The following is a 19,716-nucleotide window of genomic DNA, read 5'->3' on the forward strand; positions in this document are numbered from 1 at the left end:
CCAGTTTTCGTCGTCACGTCCGTGGATTAGTTGTATCTAAAACTAACAGCATCTACTTGTAGATACAACCATTGTAGGAAAGGCCCCTAGTGAAGGCCCCGCTTTTCGGCCAGCGTGACCCCGCCTGCCATCCAGAGTGCCGGAGGGACCTCGCGCACCAGCACTCGGATGCTTGTTGCCGGCGCGCCCCATGCTTCAACCGCGTTGTGGACGCCACGCATGAGTTCGCGCAGCTGCTCTTCTGTTCGCCCTTCGGCGACCGTGATCTCAATCAATGGCATGCTGTCTCCTGGAATCCTGCTGAGTGGGCGAGTGACGGCCAGGGGCTCGCCGCCATCTGGGAACGCGCCTGAACTCGAACCGTACCCCGCGATTTCAGCCACAGCCCGAAGGGCCTACTCCAGAGTCTTGCTGATCGCGCGCACAGCGGCGACAACGTGTCGCCGACGGCGGGTGTTGTCGTCCGGGCTCCCGGTGATGATGAGGCCGAGATTCGCACTCGCGGTCCAGGCGTGCACCAGAGCGACGATGGTCAGCAACAGGTCTTGAGCTGCGTCGGTTTCAAGGTGCGGCAGAGCGAGCTGAATGGCCGCTACCTTGCCTGAGGCTCGAAGCGAACGCTTGTCGACTCCGACCGGGGCGTTCCGTTCGAGGCCTTCCCACGCGGTCAGCCGGGCCAGCCGTGGGTTCGCGACGGAGGCGTCGAAGTAGTCGCCAGCGAATGTCGCAACGCTTTCTGGTCCGGTTCCGGTCAGGGGGATCTCGTCGAGGCCGGTCGTGAGTTGGCGGGTGATCACGGCATCGAAGAGACCCACTTTGTTGCCGAAATAGGAATAGATTCGCTGCTTGTTTACTCCGGAGCCCACGCCGATGCGATCAATGCGTGCGCCGGCGAAACCGTGCTCGGCGAACTCATCTGCCGCAGCCTCTAGCAGTCGATGCCTCGTTTGTTCAGTGTCCCAAGCCACCGGATCAGCTTATCTCCAACTGAATGGTTGGAGTTGCTCGCTCTAGCCCTATGATGAAATCCAACTGTTTATTTGGAGATTTCGTGGAGCATGAAGGCAAGGCACTTGCAGCCGATGAATTCGACGATAGGCATCATCGAAATCCAGCCGTGGCATCGGTTCACACTCGCGCAGTCGTCACCTGGCTTGCCATATTTCCCATGGCCGCGATCGGGATGACCGTTCTCAGCGTCGTGGTTCCGTCCTGGCCGCCAGTCCTCAAAGCCTTGGTGCTCACGGTTTTCGTCGTGCCCGCGGCCGTGTATTTCGCGGTTCCGCGCCTCCTGATGCTTCACAGCGTCATCAGAACGGCCCAGGCGACATCTTTTCGCCGCTAATCAATCCGAGGCACGCGCCATTGGGCGGGGCCTGACAGATGGAGAAGACATGAAAATCACAGCAGCTGTCACACGCGAAAACGGCGGACCCTTCACCGTGGAGGAACTCGAGCTCGATGAGCTACGCCACAATGAAGTTCGTGTGCGACTCGTTGCGACGGGGATCTGCCACACCGACGCGCTCGTGCGTGACGGTGTCTACCCCACGCCCCACCCGGCGGTCCTCGGGCACGAAGGTGCCGGAGTCGTCGATGCGATCGGCGATTCCGTGACGTCCGTCATCGTCGGTGATCACGTCGTGCTCGCGGCGGCGTATTGCGGTCACTGCCGGCGTTGCCGGGCGGTCCAGATGGCGTATTGCGAGAACCTTCTGGCAGCAGACTTCGGCGGCCACCGTCTCGACGGCACCACAGCGCTCAGCAAGGGCGACGAAGTCATCTCCTCGCACTTCTTCGGACAGTCCTCGTTCGCCACCGATGCAAATGTGGTGGAGGAGTCTGTCCTGCGCGTCGACAAAGATGTGCCCCTCGAGCACCTGGGGCCGCTCGGCTGCGGTTTCAATACTGGTGCCGGCACTGTGCTCAACGAGCTCAAGCCGGAAATCGGTTCAACCCTGGTCGTGTTCGGCGTCGGCGCCGTCGGCAGCGCTGCCGTGATGGCGGCGGTCGTCGCTCAGTGCGCGATCGTGGTCGCCATCGATATCTTCGATGAGCGCCTCAGCCTGGCCAAAGAGCTCGGGGCTACGCACAGCATCAACTCGAAGACGGAGGATGTCGCGAAGCGCCTGGACGAAATCACTCAGGGCCGGGGCGTCAATTACGTCATCGACACCACCGGACGTCCGGAGCTGCTTCGCACCGCAGCAGAGTCGCTCGGGGTTCGAGGTACGGTCGCACTCGTCGGAGCCGCGAAACCAGGCACCGAGGTCACCTTCGAGATCGGCTCGTCGCTGGTCAAGGGGTGGACTTTCAAGACCGTCGTGCAGGGCAGTTCGGTTCCGCAGGTCTTCATTCCGCAGCTCATTCAGCTCTGGCGCGATGGCCGATTCCCGTTCGAGAAGCTGATCACCGATTACCGGCTTGACGAGATCAACGACGGCTTTGCAGACTCGAAATCCGGCAAAACGAGCAAGCCCGTCATCATTTTCTCAGCGGATGGGCCCGAGCTGGTAGTACGGGCGGGCAAGGCTAGGAGTCGCTGGCGAGCATGCGACCGTCTGGATCAAGCTGCTTCACGACGACGGTGAGAATTTCCGAAAGGTTCTCGACCTGCGCCGGGGTGAGTGAATCGATGACGAGTCTCCGGACCGCGGCAACGTGGCCGGGGGCGGCCGCGACGACTTTCTGCCAACCGCCCTCGGTGAGGGCCACATTCGTGGCTCGACGGTCCTCCGCGCAGGGGGATCGTTCAACCAGACCAGCGCCCTCGAGACGGGTTACAACCCGGGACAGGCGCGGGAGTGTGGCATTGGTCCTGGCTGCGAGGGCGCTGGTTCGAAGCATGCGCTTCGGTGCCTCCGACAACATGGCAAGGGTGAAGTACTCGAAGTGAGTCAAGCCCTCGTCTCGGCTCAGCTGCAGGTCGAGTGCGGCCGGGAGGAGTTCGAGGACGGCCGTGAGTTTGACCCATGCGTTGCGCTCGTCGGCCGATAGCCATTTCGTCTCGCTCATGGCTTGATTCTAGCCAAACTTGCAGGTACAATTAAGTTGTCGGCAACAGGAGGCGGGATCGAGCCTGCCGCCCCGTAGGCCTCGACCGAGGTTCACGCCGCGGGGGGGCGCACGGCGCAGCACTGCGTGAACCCGTGGCGGATGTCCGCGACGGTTCACTCCTGAAACCTGGCTTCAGCGCGCCCCGGCGCCCAGGGCGATGTCGAAGCCGGCGCCGTTGCTCGAGAGGCCGACCAGAAGGATGCCGGCCCGTTCGAGGGCGTGGGCCATCTCCAGCTTTCCGGCGTCGAGGGGGCGCATGTCGAGGCTCACGAGAAACTCGGCGACGCGTGCCTTGGCCTCGGCGCTATCGCTGGCGCAGAACACGTCCACGGGGTCGCCGTCAGCAATGACTCCACCATAGATCGTGTTGAATGCCGTCACGACCTCGGTGCCCTCGGGGCCGCGGCGGCGATCTGCTGGGCCACTGCGTTGCCCGGGGTGGTCATGAGCCCGCTGGCGTCGGCGTTGAACGGGTTGGTGATGTCGACGAGGATCTTGCCGGCCAGCGTATCGCCGTAGTGTGCGACGACGTCAACCGCTCCGGCGTAGAGCACGGCCACGAAGACGATGTCACCCGCCTGCCGTGCTCCGAACGTGCCGACAGTGGCCCGCCCGTTCATCGGGGCGGCCGTCGAAATCCGGGACCCGGGCCATTCGGCACGCATCTTCGCCCGCGACAACACGACGGCATTTGCGGCACGGCTGGCCGAAGCGGCCCGCGAGGCCGGAGCCAGCGACCCTCAGCAGCTCGGCGAGCAACTGGCGCTGCTCCTGGACGGCGCCTCCACCCGCAGCCGAGTTCTCGACGCCGACACGTTCGCGACCGCCGCCGCCATCGCAGTCATTCTCATCGACAACGCCATCCCTTGGGCAGCGGTGACGCCCGAGAGTAGCGCTGAGCCGGAGTAGACATCCGCTCGGCCCGTCCAACGCGCGCTGCACACGACCAAGCCCGACCGAGTGATGCTCGAAGAGGGCTTGCGCTCCTCATTCAGCACTATTATCATACAATCAAATGGTTGTATTAGAGATTTCCGAGCATGACGTCAACCGCCTCTTCCGAGCCCTCGCGGACTCGACACGGCGGGATATCGTGCGCCGCACACTGGTCACCGACGTCTCGGTGTCACAGCTGGCAGACGCCTACGAGATGTCGTTCGCGGCCGTGCAGAAACATGTCGCCGTGTTGGAGGAGGCCAGGCTCGTGACCAAGGAATCACGTGGCCGTGAGCGGATGGTGCGGGCGAACCTCGATCGCATCCGGCAGGCGCAGCGCCTGCTCGACCACTTCGAAGAACTCTGGCGTTCCCGCATCGACCGCCTCGACATCCTGCTCGCACAGGACCAATCGACTCCAGACGAACCCGCTCCACCTCCCAGCTCACTGAAAGCCGCCACCTAACCGAAAGGAACATCATGCCCGTCACCTCCGTCGAGAAAGACCTCGACCAGCTCACGATCACGATCATCGCCGACTTCGCGGCGCCCCTCCGGCGGCTCTGGGACGCGTACACCGATCCGCGCCAGATCGAACGATTCTGGGGCCCGCCGACCTATCCGGCCAGGTTCCTGCGGCACGACGCGCTGGCCGGCGGTCGCAGCCTGTATTCCATGACCGGGCCGGAGGGCGACGTTCACTTCGGCTGCTGGGACTGGACGTCGGCCGAGGCCCCGCACACGTTCGAAGTGCTCGATCGGTTCTCGGATGCGGCGGGCAGGCCGATCCCCGACCTTCCGACCACCCGCGTGGAATTTGCCTTCGAGGAGACGCGCGACGGCAGCCGCCTCCGGACGACGTCGTACTTCGAGTCGCTCGAGCAGATGCAGCAGCTCATTGAGATGGGCATGCTCGAGGGCACCCGCGAGGCCATGTCCCAGATCGACCAGGTTCTGGCCGATCTGGCGTCGTTCGCCACCGAGCGCGCGACGGAGGCGCAGATCCTGAGCGACACCCAGGTGCGGGTGGCGCGGGTCATCCGCGGCACCGCTCCGCAAGTGTGGCGCGCGCACACCGATGCGGCCCTGATGAAGCGCTGGCTGCTCGGACCTGACGGCTGGTCGATGCCCGTCTGCGAGATCGCGACCGCCGTCGGCGACAGCTACCGCTATGAGTGGCAGCGGGATGGCGGCGAGGAGCGGTTCGGTTTCACCGGCGAGCTGCTCGAGTCGCAGGAGCCGTCCCGCGCGGTCACCACCGAGGCGATGATCGGCATGGACTTTCCGGCGACGCTCAACGAGCTCACCCTCACAGAGGTGGAGGGCGGAACACTGCTCTGTCTCGTCGTCACCTACGCGAACGCCGAGCAGCGCGACGCTGTACTGGCGACCGGTATGACCGACGGCATGGAGACGAGCTACGCGCGCCTTGAGAGTCTGCTGCAGCCGACGCTGGCCTGACACCCGCGCGGTCGAGGTGAACGTGCCCGAAGCCTCGGGGTAGGCGTTGCGCCCTATCGGTCACCGTTCGCGAAGGCGCACCCCCGAGCTCTTCAACTCGAGCTGGGCGAGCGCGCGCATGACGCCAGGGTCACCGCGTCGCCAGGCGGCCATCGCGTCGGGATCGATCGTGGAGAGGGTCGAGACTTTTTGGGTGGCGAGCGCTCGCAGGGCGAGCAGGTCGACGCCCACACCGGCCCGGACGGCCGCTTTGAGCTGCCCGGACTTTCGCGCGAAACGGATGCGGGGGAGCAGCCACAGCAAAAGGATCATGATGATCGGCAGGGCGGCGATCCCGATGCCCAGACCGAGCGCGAACTGGTTGACGGCGACCTGCTGACTCTGCCCCGCCGCCTCGAGGCTGACTCCGGCACTGCTCGCGGATGCGAAGGGTGCTTTGATGCCGCCGCCGATGAGTGGGACACGACCGAGAGTGGTGCCCGCCTCGGTCATGGTCGCCGAAAACCCCCTACCGGCTTCCTCCATCTGCCTGCCGAACGTGGCAAGACCCGCAATGAGCGTGTAGACGGCCAGGCCGAGCCAGACCCACCCGGCGATCAAACCGAGTGCGATCACGTCGCCGATAATTTGGCGGGTTCTGCGGGGGCCGAAGTCGGAATACCAAGTCATAGCCTCATGATGCCAGCGCGCGGGTCCGGTGTCGTGCGCCGCCCGTCAACCGGCCGGGAGTGGCTCGCCGCCCGGGGCGGTCATCGCCGCGCCTCGGTGTCGGTCGTGCCCGGCCGGACTGCCGCCCAGAAGGCTCGACCAGATGTGCAACGGATGCCGGAGGTCCCTTCTTTCAGCGTTGCGATGGCGGCGTCGAGTGCCGTGAGGTCCGAGTCGTTGAGGTCGTCGCGCAGAAAGTCGCGGTTGCGGGTGAGGTTCAGTTCCAGGTAGCGGGCGCCATCCGTGGTGTCGGCCGAGGCGATGAGGGATGTGGCGGTGCGGTCGACCGGGGAGAAGCCGGCCGCGGTGAGGGCCGACGTCCACTCGGCCGTGATCGGATAGCCGTGGGCGGCGAGCGCGCTGACGACACGGTCGCCGAGGCCCTCGCGGCCCGTTCCCAGATCGGCGGGTTCGTAGGTCGTCACGTCGGCGAACTCGGTGACCACGAGCACGCCGCCGGGGCGCAGTACATCGAAGACCTGCCGCAGCAACCGTTCGGGATCGGTCACGTGGTGAAGTGACAGCGCGGCCCAGGCGAGATCCACGCCGAGGGGCACCGCGGCGGGCCAATCGCCGTCGAGGTCGACGAGATGCGTGCTCACGCGATCCGCGACGCCGGCCTCCGCCGCCGCGGATGCGAGGCGGTGCAGCATCTGAGGTGCGGCATCCAGGCTGTGGATTCGCGCATCGGGAAAGCGAGCCGCCAGCGCCAGGGACCCGGTTCCCGTGCCGGCGCCCAGATCTACGATCGTGCGCGGCTCAACGACGGTGCGCGGAACGGTCGTGAGCGCGCGCTGGGCAGCGTCGAGCGCCGCGGCGAGCACGGGTGCGCCCAGCGCGGCGTCGAGGTCGAGCATCTCCGGCAGTGCGGAATCGTCCTCCGGGGCGGGGCCGTGGCCTGGCCGGTCGTGGTGCACAGGCTGTCGGGCGGTGTGGGTATGCGTCATAGCCACCAGCCTAGGCGCCTCCTGCTGCTATGGCATAGGCTCTTGCGTATGACGCAAGACGTGATCGATGATCTGGTGCGGCAACGCATCCGCAGCCTGCGCCTGGCACGCGGCTGGACGCTCGCCACGCTCGGCGCCCGCTGCTATCTGTCCCCGTCGACCCTGAGTCGCATCGAGACAGGCCATCGCCGAATTGCCCTGGACCAGCTCGTGCCCATCGCCCAGGCGTTGGGAACGACTCTCGACCATCTCGTCGAGCCGGAGGATGACGGGGACGTCGTCATTCGCCCCGAACCCGAGACGAGCGTCGGATCAACGGTGTGGCTGCTCTCCCGCGAACGCGACCGGCGCGGCGTGACGATCGCCAAGATGCGCTTCACTCCCGACCGACTCGTCGGGGAATCCCAGGTGCACCCGGGGTATGAGTGGTTCACCGTGCTCAGCGGCACCGTTCAGCTGCGATTGGGGGAGCGCACGATCCTCGTGCGTGAGGGTCAGGCGGCGGAGTTCTCCACGATGACCCCCCACGCCATCGAGGCGTACGAGGGCCCCGTGGAGCTGTTGACGATCTTCGACCACGACGGCGAGCGCGCCCACCTGCCCGGCCACCGTCACCCGCAGTGACCCCGACAGGTCACGCCGGGTCAGAAGTCGACTCGGCGGCCAAAGCTGCGTTTGCCTCGGGGGCGGGGCGAGCAGAATGCCTCGCTGCCCAAGCGGACCATCTCGTGCGGCTGTAGCCCGGACAGGGCCGCGAAGGCCTCGAGGGAGGCGAATCCGCCGCGCTTGGTGCGTTCGGCGATCGCGTCCTTGGCGAGCCCACGATCCATGCCGGTGAGACGGGCGAGGGTGCGCTGGTTCGCCGTGTTCACGTCGATGAGCGCGGCAGGGGCGGCCGGGGCGGCCGGTTCATCTTTTTGCGTACGGCGCCGGGCACGAGGAGGCCGACGCTGGGGAGCGGGAGCGGAATCGTCGACATAGTCAGACCGTGACGTGCCGCGGCCGCCGAGGAGTTGCTCCGCCTCCGTCGGTATCACCGCGGCGCGCCGCGTCGGCCGGGGCTGCCCGGCCCCGCGGGCGTTGCCGAGGACGGTGAGCCCATTCTCGCGTCGGCCCCAGAGCAGCAGCAGCCAGCCCTGGTTGATGATGAGGCCATGCACCAGGGCCACGAGGTACAGCGAGCCCTGAGCGATGTGCCCGGCCGGGTCCTCGGGCACCTGAACGCCGATCGCGGCCACCGCATAGACTCCGGCGATGATTCCCCACGACCGACGCCGGGCCACGGCCGCGAGGATCCCGAAGGCCAGCCAGGCCAGCGCTCCGCCGCCGAAGAGCAGCAGAAGCAGCCACGCACTCGCGCCGCACCGCCAACGCAGCGAGGGTCCCGTGGCGCTCGCCGACACACCACGTGTGGGCGTGGGGGTATTCGTCATCGTTTCGTCATCATTTCGTGAGGCTCACGCGCGCACGGCCAACACCATGGTCACGGTGTTGTCCGACTCTCGGGTCTCCGAGACCAGTTCGAAGCCGGCACCGCCGGCCCGCTCACGAATCTTCGCCGCGACGGCCTGCTGCACCAGCGCCGCATACTGCGTGTCGAGCTGCTGCAGGAGCTCGGTGGCACCGGCAACGGTGACGCCGGTGCCTTCCAGATGAGCCTCCCAGACCGCATCCTCGGTGAGGGTCATGGTCAGAAGCCTGCCGCCGACCTCGGCGGTGACACGCGAGCGTGCGACGTTGATCGCGGTCGCACCGAGGTTCGCCAGGGCGTCGGCGAGCAACGTGCTGTCCTTCATTCGTGTGCGCACCCGAATCTCGGGCGCAGCGTCGGCTCCGTTCGTGCCGTGGCCCGTTCGTGCCGTCACGGCGGCGCCGAGTGCGCCGACACCGCCGGCCGCAGCGGCCGCGGCGAAGGCCAGGGGGAGAAGAATCAGGGTGACACTCATGCGCGTCTCGCTTTCGTTCCGGGCCGGTCCTGGCGGCAACCGAGATCGTGCAACAGGTCGTCGAGGGCCGCGTCGTCGGCCCAGCCGTTCACGTCGACCTGGCCGTCGGGGCGAATGCGCACCTCGAGCCGGTCCACCCCGCCTGACGCTTCAATGCGGTCGACCTCGGTGGCGTACGCGGGGGTCAGCGCGCGGATGCCCTGGTTGGTCGACCCGAGCCACGGCCGGCCGGCATCGGGCTGCTCGCGCAGGTACGGTCCGTCGATCAGCAGGTCGGTGGCGTCGAGCAGTCGGGCGAAATCGGCACGGTGAACCGCCCACTCGGTGAGCCGGTCGAGGGGGTAGCCGGTGAACGTCATCACGGTGAGTCCGGCGGCGCGGAACTGCTCGGCGACCACCGCGAGGGCCGCGGCCTGGTCGAACGGTTCGCCGCCGAGAAGGGTGATTCCCTGGGAGCCGGCACTCCACGCATCCGCCACGAACCGCCCGGCAAGATCTGCCGCATTCTCGACCCGGCCGCCGACCTCCGCCCAGAGCTGCGGGTTGAAACAGCCGGGGCAGTGCACGCTGCAGCCCTGCACCCAGAGCGCCGCGCGTAGGCCCGGACCCTCGGCGGTCGTCGCGGCCAGGAACCGTGACCAGCGCAGCGAGTCACCCGGCCGGGCCACCGGCTCGACCGTGCCCAGGGCGGATGCGGGCAGGGCGGATGCGAGCGGGGTCACCGGGTGCCGTCCCAGTTCTGCGCGGTCGTCTCCTGGGCTGTCTGCTGCTCCGTGGCCACCTGCCCGTAGGCATCCGTGAAGGACGACTCGGTCGTCTCCGCATCGAGCATGTCCTCGAGCACGGCGATGTAGTCGAGGCACTCGGCGCCGTAGAGGCCGAGAGTCTCGGCGTGCACAGTACCGTCGGGCCGCACCTGAACGATGAGCTGTTTGTCGGTCATGGGGTGTCCTTAGAAATCCACGGTGCGGCCGCCACGGCGGGTGGAGAGTCCGGCGCCCTCGGCCGCGCCGACCAGGGCCTCCTCGTCGGGGTCGATGTCTTCGCTGCCGGTCGCCCGCACGGCCCGCACCTCGGCCCAGGCGCGGATGCCCTGCACCTCCTCCGACTGGGTGACGGCGAGCGGGATCATGTTCGTGATCGCCTCGGTGAGATCGTGCAGGGTCGCCGGACGGCGTTCGGCGAAGGCCTCGTAGAGCGCCACGATGACGGCCTGTTCGATCTCCGCGCCCGAGTAGTTCTCGCTGTCGCCGACCAGCCGGTCGACGTCGGCGACACCGATGGCCGCGAGCCCGTTGCCGGTGGTGGCCTTCGAGGCGAGCTGGATGGTCCAGATCGCGCGCCGCTCCACCGTGGTCGGCAGGTCGACGAAGAAGATCTCGTCAAACCGGCCCTTGCGCATGAATTCCGGCGGCAGGGAGTCGATGTTGTTCGCGGTGGCGACGACGAACACCGGGTGCTGCTTCTCCTGCATCCAGGTGAGGAAGTAGCCGAAGACCCGAGCGGTGGTGCCGGAGTCGCCGGTGCCCGTGGTGTTGGAGAAGCCCTTTTCGATCTCATCGACCCAGAGGATGCACGGGGCCACGGCCTCGGCGGTGGCGAGCGCGGTGCGCAGGTTCTGCTCCGAGGAGCCGACCAGCCCGGAGAAAATACGGCCGATGTCGAGCCGCAGCAGCGGCAACCCCCACGACGCGGCCATCGCCTTGGCCGTGAGCGACTTTCCACAGCCGGGCACGCCGGTGATGAGCACCCCCTTCGGGGCCGGCAACCCGAACTCCTCGGCTTCGGCCAGCCACGAGCCGTCACGCCGGGACAGCCAGCGTTTGAGGTTGTTCAGGCCGCCGACGGAGTCGAGGTCGAGGGCCTTGGTGACGAAGTCGAGCAGGCCGGACTTGCTCACGATCTGGCGCTTCTCGTCGAGTACGACGGTGATGTCCTGCGCGGTGAGCCGGCCGTCGTCGACCATGGCGCGGGCGAACGCGTTCTCGGCCTCGGACATCGTCAGTCCGCGCGCGGCCTGCACGAGGGCTTCGAGGGTTTTCTCGTCGGCCTGAACCGTGATCCGGCCGGCGCCCGAGGCGTTGTTCTGGATCATCGTGGTGAGCATCGCGCGCAGTTCGACGGTGTTCGGTAACGGAAACTCGAGCAGGTGCGCGAGCTTGTCGAGCTCCGGCGGGATACACCGCACGGGAGCCGTCACGACGAGCACGCGGGCGGCATCCGCGTGGCGCAATTCCAGCACGGTCTCCCGCACCTTGCGGATGATGACGGGGTCGCCGGGGCGCTGCTCGGTTCCGAAGTAAGCGTGCAGGTCGCAGAACACGAAGACGGCGTTGTCGGCGATGCCCACGATGTGGTCGAGGGCCCGGGTGGGTGTGTTCGTGCCGGTGATTCCCTTGCCGTCGGGGCCGATGAGACCGGTCGCACTCGTCCACGTCCACACCTCGCGCGGGCGCCGCAGCGCCTGCGCGGCGCGGGCGACCTGCTCGAGGGCTCGAACTTCTTCGCTCGTCTCGAGGTACAACAGCGGCAGGCGGGCCTTGAAGGCCTGGTCGAGCGTCTGGGCGAAACTCATGGCGTTCCTCTCGGAGATGCGGCGGCGTCCGGGTTCTCCGGGGCCAGCTCGTCGATGTCGACGGACCAGGCACCCCGGTCGTCGTCGGCCTCGATGGAGATGTAGACGGCGTCGGTCGGATCCCACGACAGGCGCTGATCGACCTCGCCGGATTCGATGATGGGCTGGTCTCGGCGCTCGCCGCGGGTTTGCACGGTCACGTAGAAGATGCCTTCGCCCTTGTGCACGAAGCGGGCGCTGACCGCATCCCCCCGGTAGACCAGAAAATCGTTGCCGGTGCCGCTGGCGAAGCCGTCGGTCATCTCGACGACCTCCGCCTTCTGCAGGGTGAAGCTCCACGGGGCGTCGGTGCGCACCCACAGCTCGAGGTCGGCGTCGGGCGGCAGCACGAGCACATCGTCGTCGGAGTCGTAGAGGTAGCCGAGACTGGTCGGGTAGCCGCGGTCGTCGGCGGGACGGTCGAGATCGGCGGCCTCGGTCATATACAGGTCGAGATAGTCGCCCGCGATCAGCTGCACGGCGTAGGGAGCCTGGTCGTGGTCTAGGCGGGGGATGCGGATCAGTCCGCTCCCCTCGCCGGCATAGCTGACGCCGTCGGGCTCGAAGACGGGCGGGTTCGCCACCTCCCACGGGTTCTCGTTGTCGGCGATCATCGCGAATCCGTCTTCGCCGAGGCCGACGTCGGCGAACGTGTTCAGGGCGCCGACGGCCAGCGCCGCGGCGCCCGCGATCCAGACCCAGACCGAGAAGGAGCGGATGCGAGAGCGCGCGCTGCTCGAGACGGAAACGTCCCTCATGGTCACGATGCGCCTCCTCTCCCCAGTGCGCGGCGCGGTAGTCCCAGACTACTTGGGGGCGGGCATCCGGGCTTGTATTGATTCATTCAAGAAAAAGGCGCATACTCGACCCACGCGCAGGATCATCGCCCGACCCGGCCGCCGCCCCACTTTTGCCGATTTCACCGCACCAGACAACAATCGATCCAGCACGGAAGGTCCTTATGCCTGAGAACCACGGCGTCGTCACCACCGACGATGACACGACACAACCCATTGCCGACGGATGCCCCGTTCCCCACGGACAGCGCACGTCCCCCAGCGAGGGCGGCGCGAACCGCGGCTGGTTTCCCGAGAAGCTGAACGTGAAGATCCTCGCCAAGGAGACCGGCGTGACCAACCCGCTCGGCGGGGACTTCGACTACGCGGCAGCGTTCACCACCCTCGACCTGGCCGTCGTCAAGGCCGACATCGAAAAGGTCCTGACCACCTCGCAGGACTGGTGGCCCGCCGACTTCGGCCACTACGGCCCCCTGGTAATTCGCATGGCGTGGCACAGCGCCGGCACCTACCGCGTCTTCGACGGCCGCGGCGGCGCCGGCACCGGCCAGCAGCGGTTCGCCCCGGTGAACAGCTGGCCCGACAACGTCAACCTCGACAAGGCCCGTCGCCTGCTCTGGCCGATCAAGAAGAAGTACGGCCAGAACATCTCCTGGGCCGACCTGATGGTGCTCTCCGGAAACGTCGCCCTCGAATCGATGGGCTTTAAGACGTTCGGCTTCGCCGGCGGCCGCATCGACGCGTGGGAGCCCGACGACGACGTCTACTGGGGCCCCGAGACCACCTGGCTCGGCGACGAGCGCTACACCGGCGACCGCGACCTCGAAAAGCCGCTCGCCGCCGTGCAGATGGGCCTGATCTACGTCAACCCCGAAGGCCCCAACGGCGAGCCCGACCCGATGGGCTCGGCCCGCGACATCCGCGAGACGTTCAAGCGCATGGCCATGAACGACGAAGAGACCGTGGCACTGATCGCCGGCGGCCACACCTTCGGCAAGACCCACGGCGCCGCTCCCGACAGCCATCTCGCCCCCAACCCCGAGGGCTCGCCCCTCGAAGCGCAGGGCCTGGGCTACGAGAACTCCTTCGGCACCGGCAAGGGTGACGACACCATCACCTCCGGCCTCGAGGTCACCTGGACCTACCACCCCGCCCGCTGGGACAACGAGTACTTCCACATCCTCTTCGCCTATGAGTGGGAGCTCATGGAGTCCCCGGCCGGCGCCAAGCAGTGGCGCCCCAAGAACGGTGCCGGCTCCGACCTGGTGCCGCTGGCCCACGACGCCTCGCAGCACCGCGAACCGCGCATGCTCACGAGCGACATCGCACTGCGCGTCGACCCCGCCTACGAGAAGATCAGCCGTCACTTCGCCGAGGACCAGGACGCACTGGCGGATGCCTTCGCCCGCGCCTGGTTCAAGCTCACCCACCGAGACATGGGCCCCAAGGCCCGCTACCTCGGCGCCGAGGTTCCGGCCGAGGAACTGATCTGGCAGGACCCGCTCCCCGACGCCGACGGCGAAACCATCGGGGACGCCGAGATCGCCGCCCTGACCGAGCGCGTGCTCGCGTCGGGACTGACCGTGCAACAGCTGGTCTCCACCGCGTGGGCGTCGGCATCCACCTTCCGCGGCAGCGACAAGCGCGGCGGCGCGAACGGTGCGCGTATCCGCTTTGAGCCGCAGCGCAGCTGGACCGTCAACAACCCGGCCCAGCTCGCCACCGTGCTCAGTACCCTCGAGGCCATCCAGGCCGACTTCAACGCATCTTCGGCACGCCAGGTCTCGCTCGCTGACCTGATCGTGCTCGCCGGAAACGTGGGAGTCGAGCAGTCCGCGACCGCCGCCGGATTCCCGGTCACGGTGCCGTTCACGCCCGGTCGGGTCGACGCGCTCGAGGCCCAGACGGATGCCGAGGCCTTCACCTACCTGGAGCCGGTCGCCGACGGCTTCCGCAACTACAGCGGCCCGCGCGCCGGACTCCCGGCCGAGTACCACCTCATCGACCGCGCCAACCTGCTCACACTGAGTGCGCCGCAGATGACCGTTCTGATCGGTGGCCTGCGGGTGCTCGGCGCCAACTACGACGACTCGTCGTATGGCGCGTTCACGCGGACTCCGGGCGTGCTCACGAACGACTTCTTCGCGAACCTGCTCGACATCGGCACCAAGTGGACGGCGCTCGACAAGGGCGAGCACGCCTACAGCGGCACCGACCTCGCCACCGGCGAACCCCGGTGGGTCGGCACCCGGGCAGACCTCGTGTTCGGCTCGAACTCCGAGCTGCGCGCCGTCGCGGAGGTCTACGCCAGTGACGACGCCCAGCAGAAGTTCGTCGACGACTTCGCCGCCGCCTGGACCAAGGTCATGAACCTGGACCGCTTCGACATCCGCTAGCGGTTCACGGGGTCGGGCACTCTGCCCGACCCCGTGGGGGACTGCCCCCTTCGCCTCGTCCCGCCTACAGTAGATGCCGTAGAAAGCCGAGCGAAAGGACAGACCATGAGCTCCACCTTCAGCACAGAGGAAAAGTCCGCAATGCGGGCGGCGGCGGCCGAGGCCAAGGCCGCCCGGGCCGGTGCCGACCTGGAAGCCGCCTGCCTGGCGGCGATTGCCGACCTGACCGGCACCGACCGGGAACTGGCCGAAACCCTGCACCGGCTGGTCGGCGAGAACACCGAGTTGAGGCCCAAGACCTGGTACGGCATGCCGGCCTACGCCAACGCCGACGGCAAGGTCGTGGTGTTCTTTCAGAGTGCCGCGAAGTTCTCGGTGCGCTACGCCACCATCGGCTTTCAGCCCGATGCGCACCTCGACGACGGAGAATTCTGGCCGACCTCCTATGCCGTCACCAAACTGAGCGCCGCCGATCAGGATCGGCTGGTGGCCCTGTTGAAGAAAGCCGTCAGCTGACCGGGCTCGCGATTGTGATAGCTTCGCCAGACCATGCCTGAAGCCCACTCTCCGACCACGCCCACCGATGCCCCCGCGCGCCACCAGGGCCTGTCCCGCATCCAAGTGGGGGACATCGCGGTGCGGCTGTTCCACGAACGCGGCTACGAGGCCACCAGCGCGACGGAGATAGCGGAAGCGGCCGGCCTGTCGCGCAGCACCTTCTTTCGGCAGTTCCGCTCCAAGGACGACGTGATCTTCGCCGACCACGACGAACTGCTCGACCACATCGCGGCGTACTTCGGGCAGGACCACGCCGACCCCTGGACCGCTGTCTGCGACGCGGCGATCATGGTTTTCGAGCAGTTCCACGCTCGACTGGACATCGTGCGACTGCGCGACCAGGTCGTGCGCGAGAGCGAAATTCTGCGCGACCGCGAAACCGTGATGGTGTCCCGGTACGAGAAGACCTTCTCCGCCTACCTGCGCCGCCAGCCCGGAATCAGCGCGCTCTCCGCCATCCGCTTCGCTGCGGCTGTCACAGCGACCCACAACTTTGAGTTGCGCCGCCTCATTCGGGCTGCGGAGCCATTCGGGCCCCAGGAATTGGCCGCCGCGCTCGCCGACGTGCGCCACCTGCTGCGTCCCGCCGACGTCGAAGCGGATGCCCATGCCGATGCCGCGGGAGCCTCGGCATCGCCCGGCGCGCCCGCCAGCGCGCTTTCCCTGGCCGTCCCGTCGGACATCGTGGTGGCGGTGTTCCCGGCATCGACCCCACCCGCCGATCTGGCCCGCCTGATCGCCGAGCGACTCGCCACCACCGCCTCGTAACCTCCCGCTCCAGCCTGAGAAGAGACTGAGTGTCACTTGACATGACACTCAGTGTCAGTTAGACAGTACTCACACACCCTCTCACCTGGCGCAAAGGAGCACCGTGAAGTCTGCTGTCCATTCTCAGGGCACACCCACTCGGGTCAGCCTCAGCATCCGCACCCTGGGCCCCCACCGCATCGCACTGGTGACCTTCGAGGCCGACCCCGGAACCCTGGTGACGTGGACCGCCGCGGCGCTCGCTGAACTCGACGCCGTCGTGCGGTCCATCGACACGGCCGGAGTTTCGGCGGTGGCCTTCATCGGCAGCGGCTCGGCCTTCGGCGCCGGTGCCGACCTCGCCGGCTTCCAGAACGCGCAGAGCCCCGCAGACGGCGAGCGCATCGCCCGCGAGGGCTACACCGCCTTCACGAGCATCAGCCGCATCCCGGTTCCCACCTTCGCCTTTCTGAACGGCACGGCCGTCGGGGGAGCCCTCGAGCTGGCCCTCCGCGCCGACTACCGCACCGTCGCCGCGGCAACGCGCGCCATCGGCCTGCCTGAAGCCCGCCTGGGCCTGCTTCCCGGCTGGGGCGGCATCGCCTCCCTGAGCGACCTGATCGGCGTCGACGGCGCCGCCGACATCGCCGTCGTGCGCTCCCTCGCCGGCCGTCACCTGTCCGCCGCCGAATCGTTGCAGCGCGGCGTGACGGATGCCGTGATCACCGACGAAGACTTTCTCACCGAATCCCTCGCCTGGGCCGCCGAGGTTCTGGGCGGCGGCGTCACCGTCGCAGCCGCCCCCGCCAGAGCGACCGGCGCCTGGAACGCCGACGCGGTGCGGGCCTCCGTTGCCAGGCGCATCCCCGGATCCCTGCCGGCGGTCGACGCGATCCTCACCCTCCTCGCCGCCTGGCAGGCCCGCTCGGCCGCCGGGCGGAGCGACTTCAGCGACCGCACCCTCGCACGCCTGGCCTCCGGCGGCGACCCGATCGAAGCCGACACCGTGACCGCCTTCGGCGCGCTCATGCACAGCGATGAGTGCCGGGCCAGCATCTACGCCTTCTTCACCCTGCAGGCCGCCCGCAAGCGCAGCCGCCCGGACAGCCGTCCCGTCGGCACGGCCGCCGCGGGCACCCCGGCACCGGCAACCCGCGTCGGCGTCATCGGCGGCGGACTCATGGCCACCCAGCTCGCCGTACTCTTTGCCACCCGGCTGGATGCCCCCACCCACCTCACCGAGGTCACTCCCGAACGCGCCGATCTCGCCCTCGACCGGGTCAGCGCCCAGCTCGACAAGGCCGTCACCCGCGGCGGGCTCTCCCCGGAGCGTCGGGAACGCATCCAGGCCCATATCACGGCGAGCGCAGACCCGATCGACCAGACCGGCAGCACCCTCGTCATCGAGGCGGTCTTCGAAGATCTCGCGGTCAAGCAGCAGGTCTGGGCGTCGGTCGAAAGCGTCGTGCCCCTCGACACGATCCTGCTCACCAACACCTCCTCGCTGTCCATCGCCGACCAGGGTGCGGAGCTGCTGCGCCCGGAACGCCTGATCGGCCTGCACTTCTTCAACCCGGTCGCCGTGCTGCCGCTCATCGAGATCGTGCGCAGCGGGCAGACCAGCCCCGACGTGATCGACGCCGCGTTCCACCTCGCCGGATCGCTCGGCAAGACCGCCGTGTTGGTGGGGGACACCCCGGGCTTCGTCGTCAACCGACTGCTGACCCGTCTGTTCAGCGACACCCTCGCCCTGATCGACTCCGGAGCGGATGCCCGACTCGTCGACACCGCCCTCGTCGGTGACGGGCTCCCGATGACCGCGCTCACGCTGCTGGACTACATCGGCCCGGCCGTGCAGCTGCACATCTTCGAGACCATGCACGCCGCCTATCCCGACCGGTTCATCGTGAGCCCGAGCCTCCGCCGCGTCGTCGACGAGAAGCTTCCCGGCTACCTCACGGCAACGGGCTGCCTCACTCCGGAGGCCTGTGCCATCGTCGACGAGGTGGCCGCGGCATCCGCTGCGACACGGCCGGTGCTCTCGAACGCCGGCGTGCGTGACCTGTTGCTCGGTGGCCTGGCCGACGAAGCGGCTCGGATGCTCGCCGAGGGCACTGTTGCCACCCCGGCCGACATCGACGCCTGCATGATCCTCGGCGCCAACTACCCCCACCACACCGGCGGGCTGACCCCCCTTCTCGACCGGTCCGGGGCCTCCCTCGCCCGAACCGGCTCCACTTTCCACTCACCCGGTGTCGCAAGCGCACCACGAATCCCCGAACAGGCGGTCGCACGATGAGCACGACAACACCCACCAGACCCGGCACCAGCACACCCGGCAACACGCAGTCAGCGGATGCCCGCACCGCCCCGGACTATGACGTCTCGGTTCCGCTCGACACCGACTACTACGGCGTCTTCGCCAACGTCCCCGCTGCCGACCGGGCCTTCTGGGACCGCGCTCGCACGTTCGCGGTCGATACCCTCGACGAGATGAACGCCGCCTGGGACAAGGCCGAATACCCGGTGCACCTCGCCCGCCGCCTCGGCGACCTCGACCTGCTGACCGACGGTGTCGAAGGCCCCGGGCTCACCGCCATGTCCCCGCTCGCGGCCGGCCTCGTCAACATGGAGATCTCCCGTGGCGACGGCTCGATGGGCACCGTCATCGCCGTGCAGGGCGGGCTCGCCCTGCGCAGCATCGCGATGTACGGCAGCGACGCGCAGAAGGCGAAGTGGCTCGTGCCGCTCGCCCGCGCCGAGAAGCTGGGCGCCTTCGCGCTCACCGAACCCGACCACGGCTCCGACTCGGTCGGCCTCGAAACCACCGCGCACCGCGACGGCGACGAGTGGGTGCTGAACGGCGAGAAGATGTGGATCGGCAACGGCTCGGTCGGTGACATGACCGTCGTCTGGGCACGGGATGATGCCGGTGACGTGCGCGGCTTCCTCGTCGACCAGGACACCCCCGGGTACGACGGCGTCACGATGACCGGCAAGGGGTCCCTCCGCGCCATCCACCAGGCCCGCATCACCCTCACCGACGTGCGCATCCCGCTCGACAACGTGCTGCCGGGAACCCACACCTTCAAGGACACCGCCGCGGTGCTCTTCGCCACCCGCCTCGGCGTGGCCTGGTCGGCCCTCGGCCACGCCACCGCGGTGTTCGAAGCGGCCCTGAACTACTCGACCCTGCGTACCCAGTTCGGGAAGCCGCTGGCCTCGTTCCAGATCGTTCAGGAACGCCTCACCATCATGCTGTCCCAGCTCACGTCCATGCAGTTGCACTGCCTGCGCCTGGCAGAACTGGATGCCGCCGGCACGCTGCGCCCGATCCAGGCCAGCCTCGCCAAGTTCCACAACACCCGCGCTGCCCGGGAACTCGCCTCGCTCGCGCGGGACATGCTCGGCGGCAACGGTATCCTTCTGGAAAACCACGTCATCCGGCACCTCGCCGACATCGAATCCATCCACACCTACGAGGGCACCGAGAGCATCCAATCCCTGCTCATCGGCCGCGACCTGACCGGAGTCAGCGCCTTCAAGTAG

General features: G+C 67.7%; 24 protein-coding genes. 11 read left to right on the top strand and 13 right to left on the bottom strand.

Features of this window, described 5'->3' with window-relative positions; all coding sequences use genetic code 11:
* Positions 1-86: 86 nt before the first annotated feature.
* Together D6T64_RS13720 and D6T64_RS13725 are read right to left on the bottom strand one after the other, a co-directional pair.
* Complete coding sequence (locus tag D6T64_RS13720) at positions 87-281, bottom strand: tautomerase family protein (RefSeq protein WP_119975246.1); 195 nt, start codon at positions 279-281, stop codon at positions 87-89.
* Positions 282-395: 114 nt separating this feature from the next.
* A complete protein-coding gene (locus D6T64_RS13725; protein ID WP_119975247.1) occupies positions 396-968 on the bottom strand; it encodes a TetR/AcrR family transcriptional regulator in 573 nt (190 codons plus the stop codon).
* Positions 969-1,018: 50 nt separating this feature from the next.
* On the opposite strand from D6T64_RS13725, the gene D6T64_RS13730 reads away from it, so the two are divergent.
* Positions 1,019-1,345, top strand: coding sequence for a hypothetical protein (locus tag D6T64_RS13730; RefSeq protein ID WP_199719170.1), 327 nt, complete (start codon positions 1,019-1,021; stop codon positions 1,343-1,345).
* A gap of 97 nt (positions 1,346-1,442) precedes the next feature.
* Entirely contained in the window at positions 1,443-2,591 is a 1,149-nt protein-coding gene (locus D6T64_RS13735; protein WP_233551172.1) for an NAD(P)-dependent alcohol dehydrogenase, read from the top strand.
* Here the strand turns inward: D6T64_RS13735 and D6T64_RS13740 are convergent.
* From D6T64_RS13740 to D6T64_RS22920, 3 genes are all read right to left on the bottom strand, one after another.
* Complete coding sequence (locus D6T64_RS13740) at positions 2,533-3,015, bottom strand: MarR family winged helix-turn-helix transcriptional regulator (RefSeq protein WP_119975250.1); 483 nt, start codon at positions 3,013-3,015, stop codon at positions 2,533-2,535. The two genes, D6T64_RS13735 and D6T64_RS13740, sit on opposite strands and share 59 nt — an antisense overlap.
* Positions 3,016-3,189: 174 nt before the next feature.
* Positions 3,190-3,438: an NAD(P)-binding domain-containing protein gene (locus D6T64_RS22915; protein ID WP_199719165.1), complete on the bottom strand. Its 249-nt coding sequence runs from the start codon at positions 3,436-3,438 to the stop codon at positions 3,190-3,192.
* Positions 3,435-3,677 carry an NAD(P)-binding domain-containing protein gene (locus D6T64_RS22920; protein ID WP_199719166.1) on the bottom strand — a complete coding sequence of 81 codons (243 nt, stop codon included), beginning with the start codon at positions 3,675-3,677 and terminating at the stop codon, positions 3,435-3,437. The genes D6T64_RS22915 and D6T64_RS22920 overlap by 4 nt, the downstream gene beginning before the upstream one ends.
* Between D6T64_RS22920 and D6T64_RS13750 the strand changes: the two genes are divergently transcribed.
* The 3 genes from D6T64_RS13750 to D6T64_RS13760 all read left to right on the top strand — a co-directional run bounded on the left by D6T64_RS13750 (position 3,661) and on the right by D6T64_RS13760 (position 5,454).
* Positions 3,661-3,966, top strand: coding sequence for a hypothetical protein (locus D6T64_RS13750; RefSeq protein ID WP_199719167.1), 306 nt, complete (start codon positions 3,661-3,663; stop codon positions 3,964-3,966). The two genes, D6T64_RS22920 and D6T64_RS13750, sit on opposite strands and share 17 nt — an antisense overlap.
* Positions 3,967-4,072: 106 nt before the next feature.
* Positions 4,073-4,459, top strand: a complete 387-nt coding sequence (locus tag D6T64_RS13755) for an ArsR/SmtB family transcription factor (protein ID WP_119975251.1) — start codon at positions 4,073-4,075, stop codon at positions 4,457-4,459.
* 14 nt (positions 4,460-4,473) lie between these two features.
* Positions 4,474-5,454, top strand: coding sequence for an SRPBCC family protein (locus D6T64_RS13760; protein WP_119975252.1), 981 nt, complete (start codon positions 4,474-4,476; stop codon positions 5,452-5,454).
* A gap of 60 nt (positions 5,455-5,514) precedes the next feature.
* Here D6T64_RS13760 and D6T64_RS13765 read toward each other — a convergent pair whose 3' ends face one another.
* Both D6T64_RS13765 and D6T64_RS13770 read right to left on the bottom strand, forming a co-directional pair.
* Positions 5,515-6,123 (bottom strand): hypothetical protein, encoded by a 609-nt coding sequence (locus tag D6T64_RS13765; RefSeq protein ID WP_119975253.1) that lies wholly within the window; start codon positions 6,121-6,123, stop codon positions 5,515-5,517.
* 80 nt (positions 6,124-6,203) lie between these two features.
* On the bottom strand, positions 6,204-7,109 hold the full coding sequence (locus D6T64_RS13770; RefSeq protein WP_119975254.1) for a class I SAM-dependent methyltransferase: 906 nt from the start codon (positions 7,107-7,109) through the stop codon (positions 6,204-6,206).
* A 48-nt stretch (positions 7,110-7,157) separates the two neighbouring features.
* On the opposite strand from D6T64_RS13770, the gene D6T64_RS13775 reads away from it, so the two are divergent.
* A complete protein-coding gene (locus D6T64_RS13775) occupies positions 7,158-7,733 on the top strand; it encodes a helix-turn-helix domain-containing protein (protein WP_119975255.1) in 576 nt (191 codons plus the stop codon).
* A gap of 20 nt (positions 7,734-7,753) precedes the next feature.
* Here D6T64_RS13775 and D6T64_RS13780 read toward each other — a convergent pair whose 3' ends face one another.
* From D6T64_RS13780 to D6T64_RS13805, 6 genes are read right to left on the bottom strand one after another with little or no spacing between them, the layout of a single operon-like run.
* Positions 7,754-8,542: a ComEA family DNA-binding protein gene (locus D6T64_RS13780; protein WP_119975256.1), complete on the bottom strand. Its 789-nt coding sequence runs from the start codon at positions 8,540-8,542 to the stop codon at positions 7,754-7,756.
* A 24-nt stretch (positions 8,543-8,566) separates the two neighbouring features.
* A complete protein-coding gene (locus D6T64_RS13785; protein WP_119975257.1) occupies positions 8,567-9,055 on the bottom strand; it encodes a hypothetical protein in 489 nt (162 codons plus the stop codon).
* Positions 9,052-9,777: a 4Fe-4S single cluster domain-containing protein gene (locus tag D6T64_RS13790; RefSeq protein WP_119975258.1), complete on the bottom strand. Its 726-nt coding sequence runs from the start codon at positions 9,775-9,777 to the stop codon at positions 9,052-9,054. Before D6T64_RS13790 ends, D6T64_RS13785 begins: the two co-directional genes overlap by 4 nt.
* On the bottom strand, positions 9,774-9,998 hold the full coding sequence (locus tag D6T64_RS13795; RefSeq protein ID WP_119975259.1) for a DUF2997 domain-containing protein: 225 nt from the start codon (positions 9,996-9,998) through the stop codon (positions 9,774-9,776). The genes D6T64_RS13790 and D6T64_RS13795 overlap by 4 nt, the downstream gene beginning before the upstream one ends.
* A gap of 9 nt (positions 9,999-10,007) precedes the next feature.
* Positions 10,008-11,630 (bottom strand): AAA family ATPase, encoded by a 1,623-nt coding sequence (locus D6T64_RS13800; RefSeq protein ID WP_119975260.1) that lies wholly within the window; start codon positions 11,628-11,630, stop codon positions 10,008-10,010.
* Entirely contained in the window at positions 11,627-12,433 is an 807-nt protein-coding gene (locus D6T64_RS13805) for a hypothetical protein (RefSeq protein WP_119975261.1), read from the bottom strand. Before D6T64_RS13805 ends, D6T64_RS13800 begins: the two co-directional genes overlap by 4 nt.
* 197 nt (positions 12,434-12,630) lie before the next feature.
* Here D6T64_RS13805 and katG point away from each other — a divergent pair, with 197 nt between their 5' ends.
* The 5 genes from katG to D6T64_RS13830 all read left to right on the top strand — a co-directional run bounded on the left by katG (position 12,631) and on the right by D6T64_RS13830 (position 19,716).
* Positions 12,631-14,862, top strand: a complete 2,232-nt coding sequence (gene katG / locus D6T64_RS13810; protein WP_119975262.1) for a catalase/peroxidase HPI — start codon at positions 12,631-12,633, stop codon at positions 14,860-14,862.
* A gap of 105 nt (positions 14,863-14,967) precedes the next feature.
* Complete coding sequence (locus D6T64_RS13815; RefSeq protein WP_119975263.1) at positions 14,968-15,378, top strand: DUF1801 domain-containing protein; 411 nt, start codon at positions 14,968-14,970, stop codon at positions 15,376-15,378.
* Positions 15,379-15,411: 33 nt separating this feature from the next.
* Positions 15,412-16,188, top strand: coding sequence for a TetR/AcrR family transcriptional regulator (locus tag D6T64_RS13820; protein ID WP_119975264.1), 777 nt, complete (start codon positions 15,412-15,414; stop codon positions 16,186-16,188).
* Between the two features lie 103 nt (positions 16,189-16,291).
* Positions 16,292-18,466 carry a 3-hydroxyacyl-CoA dehydrogenase NAD-binding domain-containing protein gene (locus D6T64_RS13825; protein WP_119975265.1) on the top strand — a complete coding sequence of 725 codons (2,175 nt, stop codon included), beginning with the start codon at positions 16,292-16,294 and terminating at the stop codon, positions 18,464-18,466.
* Positions 18,463-19,716, top strand: a complete 1,254-nt coding sequence (locus tag D6T64_RS13830) for an acyl-CoA dehydrogenase family protein (RefSeq protein ID WP_119975266.1) — start codon at positions 18,463-18,465, stop codon at positions 19,714-19,716. The genes D6T64_RS13825 and D6T64_RS13830 overlap by 4 nt, the downstream gene beginning before the upstream one ends.

The organism is Cryobacterium melibiosiphilum (genome assembly GCF_003602235.1).
GTDB classification, from domain to species: domain Bacteria; phylum Actinomycetota; class Actinomycetes; order Actinomycetales; family Microbacteriaceae; genus Cryobacterium; species Cryobacterium melibiosiphilum.

Excerpts from the sequence above, each read along its gene's own strand:
- D6T64_RS13720 (WP_119975246.1), bottom strand. The coding sequence starts at position 281 with ATGCCATTGATTGAGATCACGGTCGCCGAAGGGCGAACAGAAGAGCAG.
- D6T64_RS13730 (WP_199719170.1), top strand. The coding sequence starts at position 1,019 with ATGATGAAATCCAACTGTTTATTTGGAGATTTCGTGGAGCATGAAGGC.
- D6T64_RS13740 (WP_119975250.1), bottom strand. The coding sequence starts at position 3,015 with ATGAGCGAGACGAAATGGCTATCGGCCGACGAGCGCAACGCATGGGTC.
- D6T64_RS22920 (WP_199719166.1), bottom strand. The coding sequence starts at position 3,677 with ATGAACGGGCGGGCCACTGTCGGCACGTTCGGAGCACGGCAGGCGGGT.
- D6T64_RS13755 (WP_119975251.1), top strand. The coding sequence starts at position 4,073 with ATGGTTGTATTAGAGATTTCCGAGCATGACGTCAACCGCCTCTTCCGA.
- D6T64_RS13760 (WP_119975252.1), top strand. The coding sequence starts at position 4,474 with ATGCCCGTCACCTCCGTCGAGAAAGACCTCGACCAGCTCACGATCACG.
- D6T64_RS13765 (WP_119975253.1), bottom strand. The coding sequence starts at position 6,123 with ATGACTTGGTATTCCGACTTCGGCCCCCGCAGAACCCGCCAAATTATC.
- D6T64_RS13770 (WP_119975254.1), bottom strand. The coding sequence starts at position 7,109 with ATGACGCATACCCACACCGCCCGACAGCCTGTGCACCACGACCGGCCA.
- D6T64_RS13775 (WP_119975255.1), top strand. The coding sequence starts at position 7,158 with ATGACGCAAGACGTGATCGATGATCTGGTGCGGCAACGCATCCGCAGC.
- D6T64_RS13780 (WP_119975256.1), bottom strand. The coding sequence starts at position 8,542 with ATGACGAATACCCCCACGCCCACACGTGGTGTGTCGGCGAGCGCCACG.
- D6T64_RS13785 (WP_119975257.1), bottom strand. The coding sequence starts at position 9,055 with ATGAGTGTCACCCTGATTCTTCTCCCCCTGGCCTTCGCCGCGGCCGCT.
- D6T64_RS13795 (WP_119975259.1), bottom strand. The coding sequence starts at position 9,998 with ATGACCGACAAACAGCTCATCGTTCAGGTGCGGCCCGACGGTACTGTG.
- D6T64_RS13800 (WP_119975260.1), bottom strand. The coding sequence starts at position 11,630 with ATGAGTTTCGCCCAGACGCTCGACCAGGCCTTCAAGGCCCGCCTGCCG.
- katG (WP_119975262.1), top strand. The coding sequence starts at position 12,631 with ATGCCTGAGAACCACGGCGTCGTCACCACCGACGATGACACGACACAA.
- D6T64_RS13815 (WP_119975263.1), top strand. The coding sequence starts at position 14,968 with ATGAGCTCCACCTTCAGCACAGAGGAAAAGTCCGCAATGCGGGCGGCG.
- D6T64_RS13820 (WP_119975264.1), top strand. The coding sequence starts at position 15,412 with ATGCCTGAAGCCCACTCTCCGACCACGCCCACCGATGCCCCCGCGCGC.
- D6T64_RS13830 (WP_119975266.1), top strand. The coding sequence starts at position 18,463 with ATGAGCACGACAACACCCACCAGACCCGGCACCAGCACACCCGGCAAC.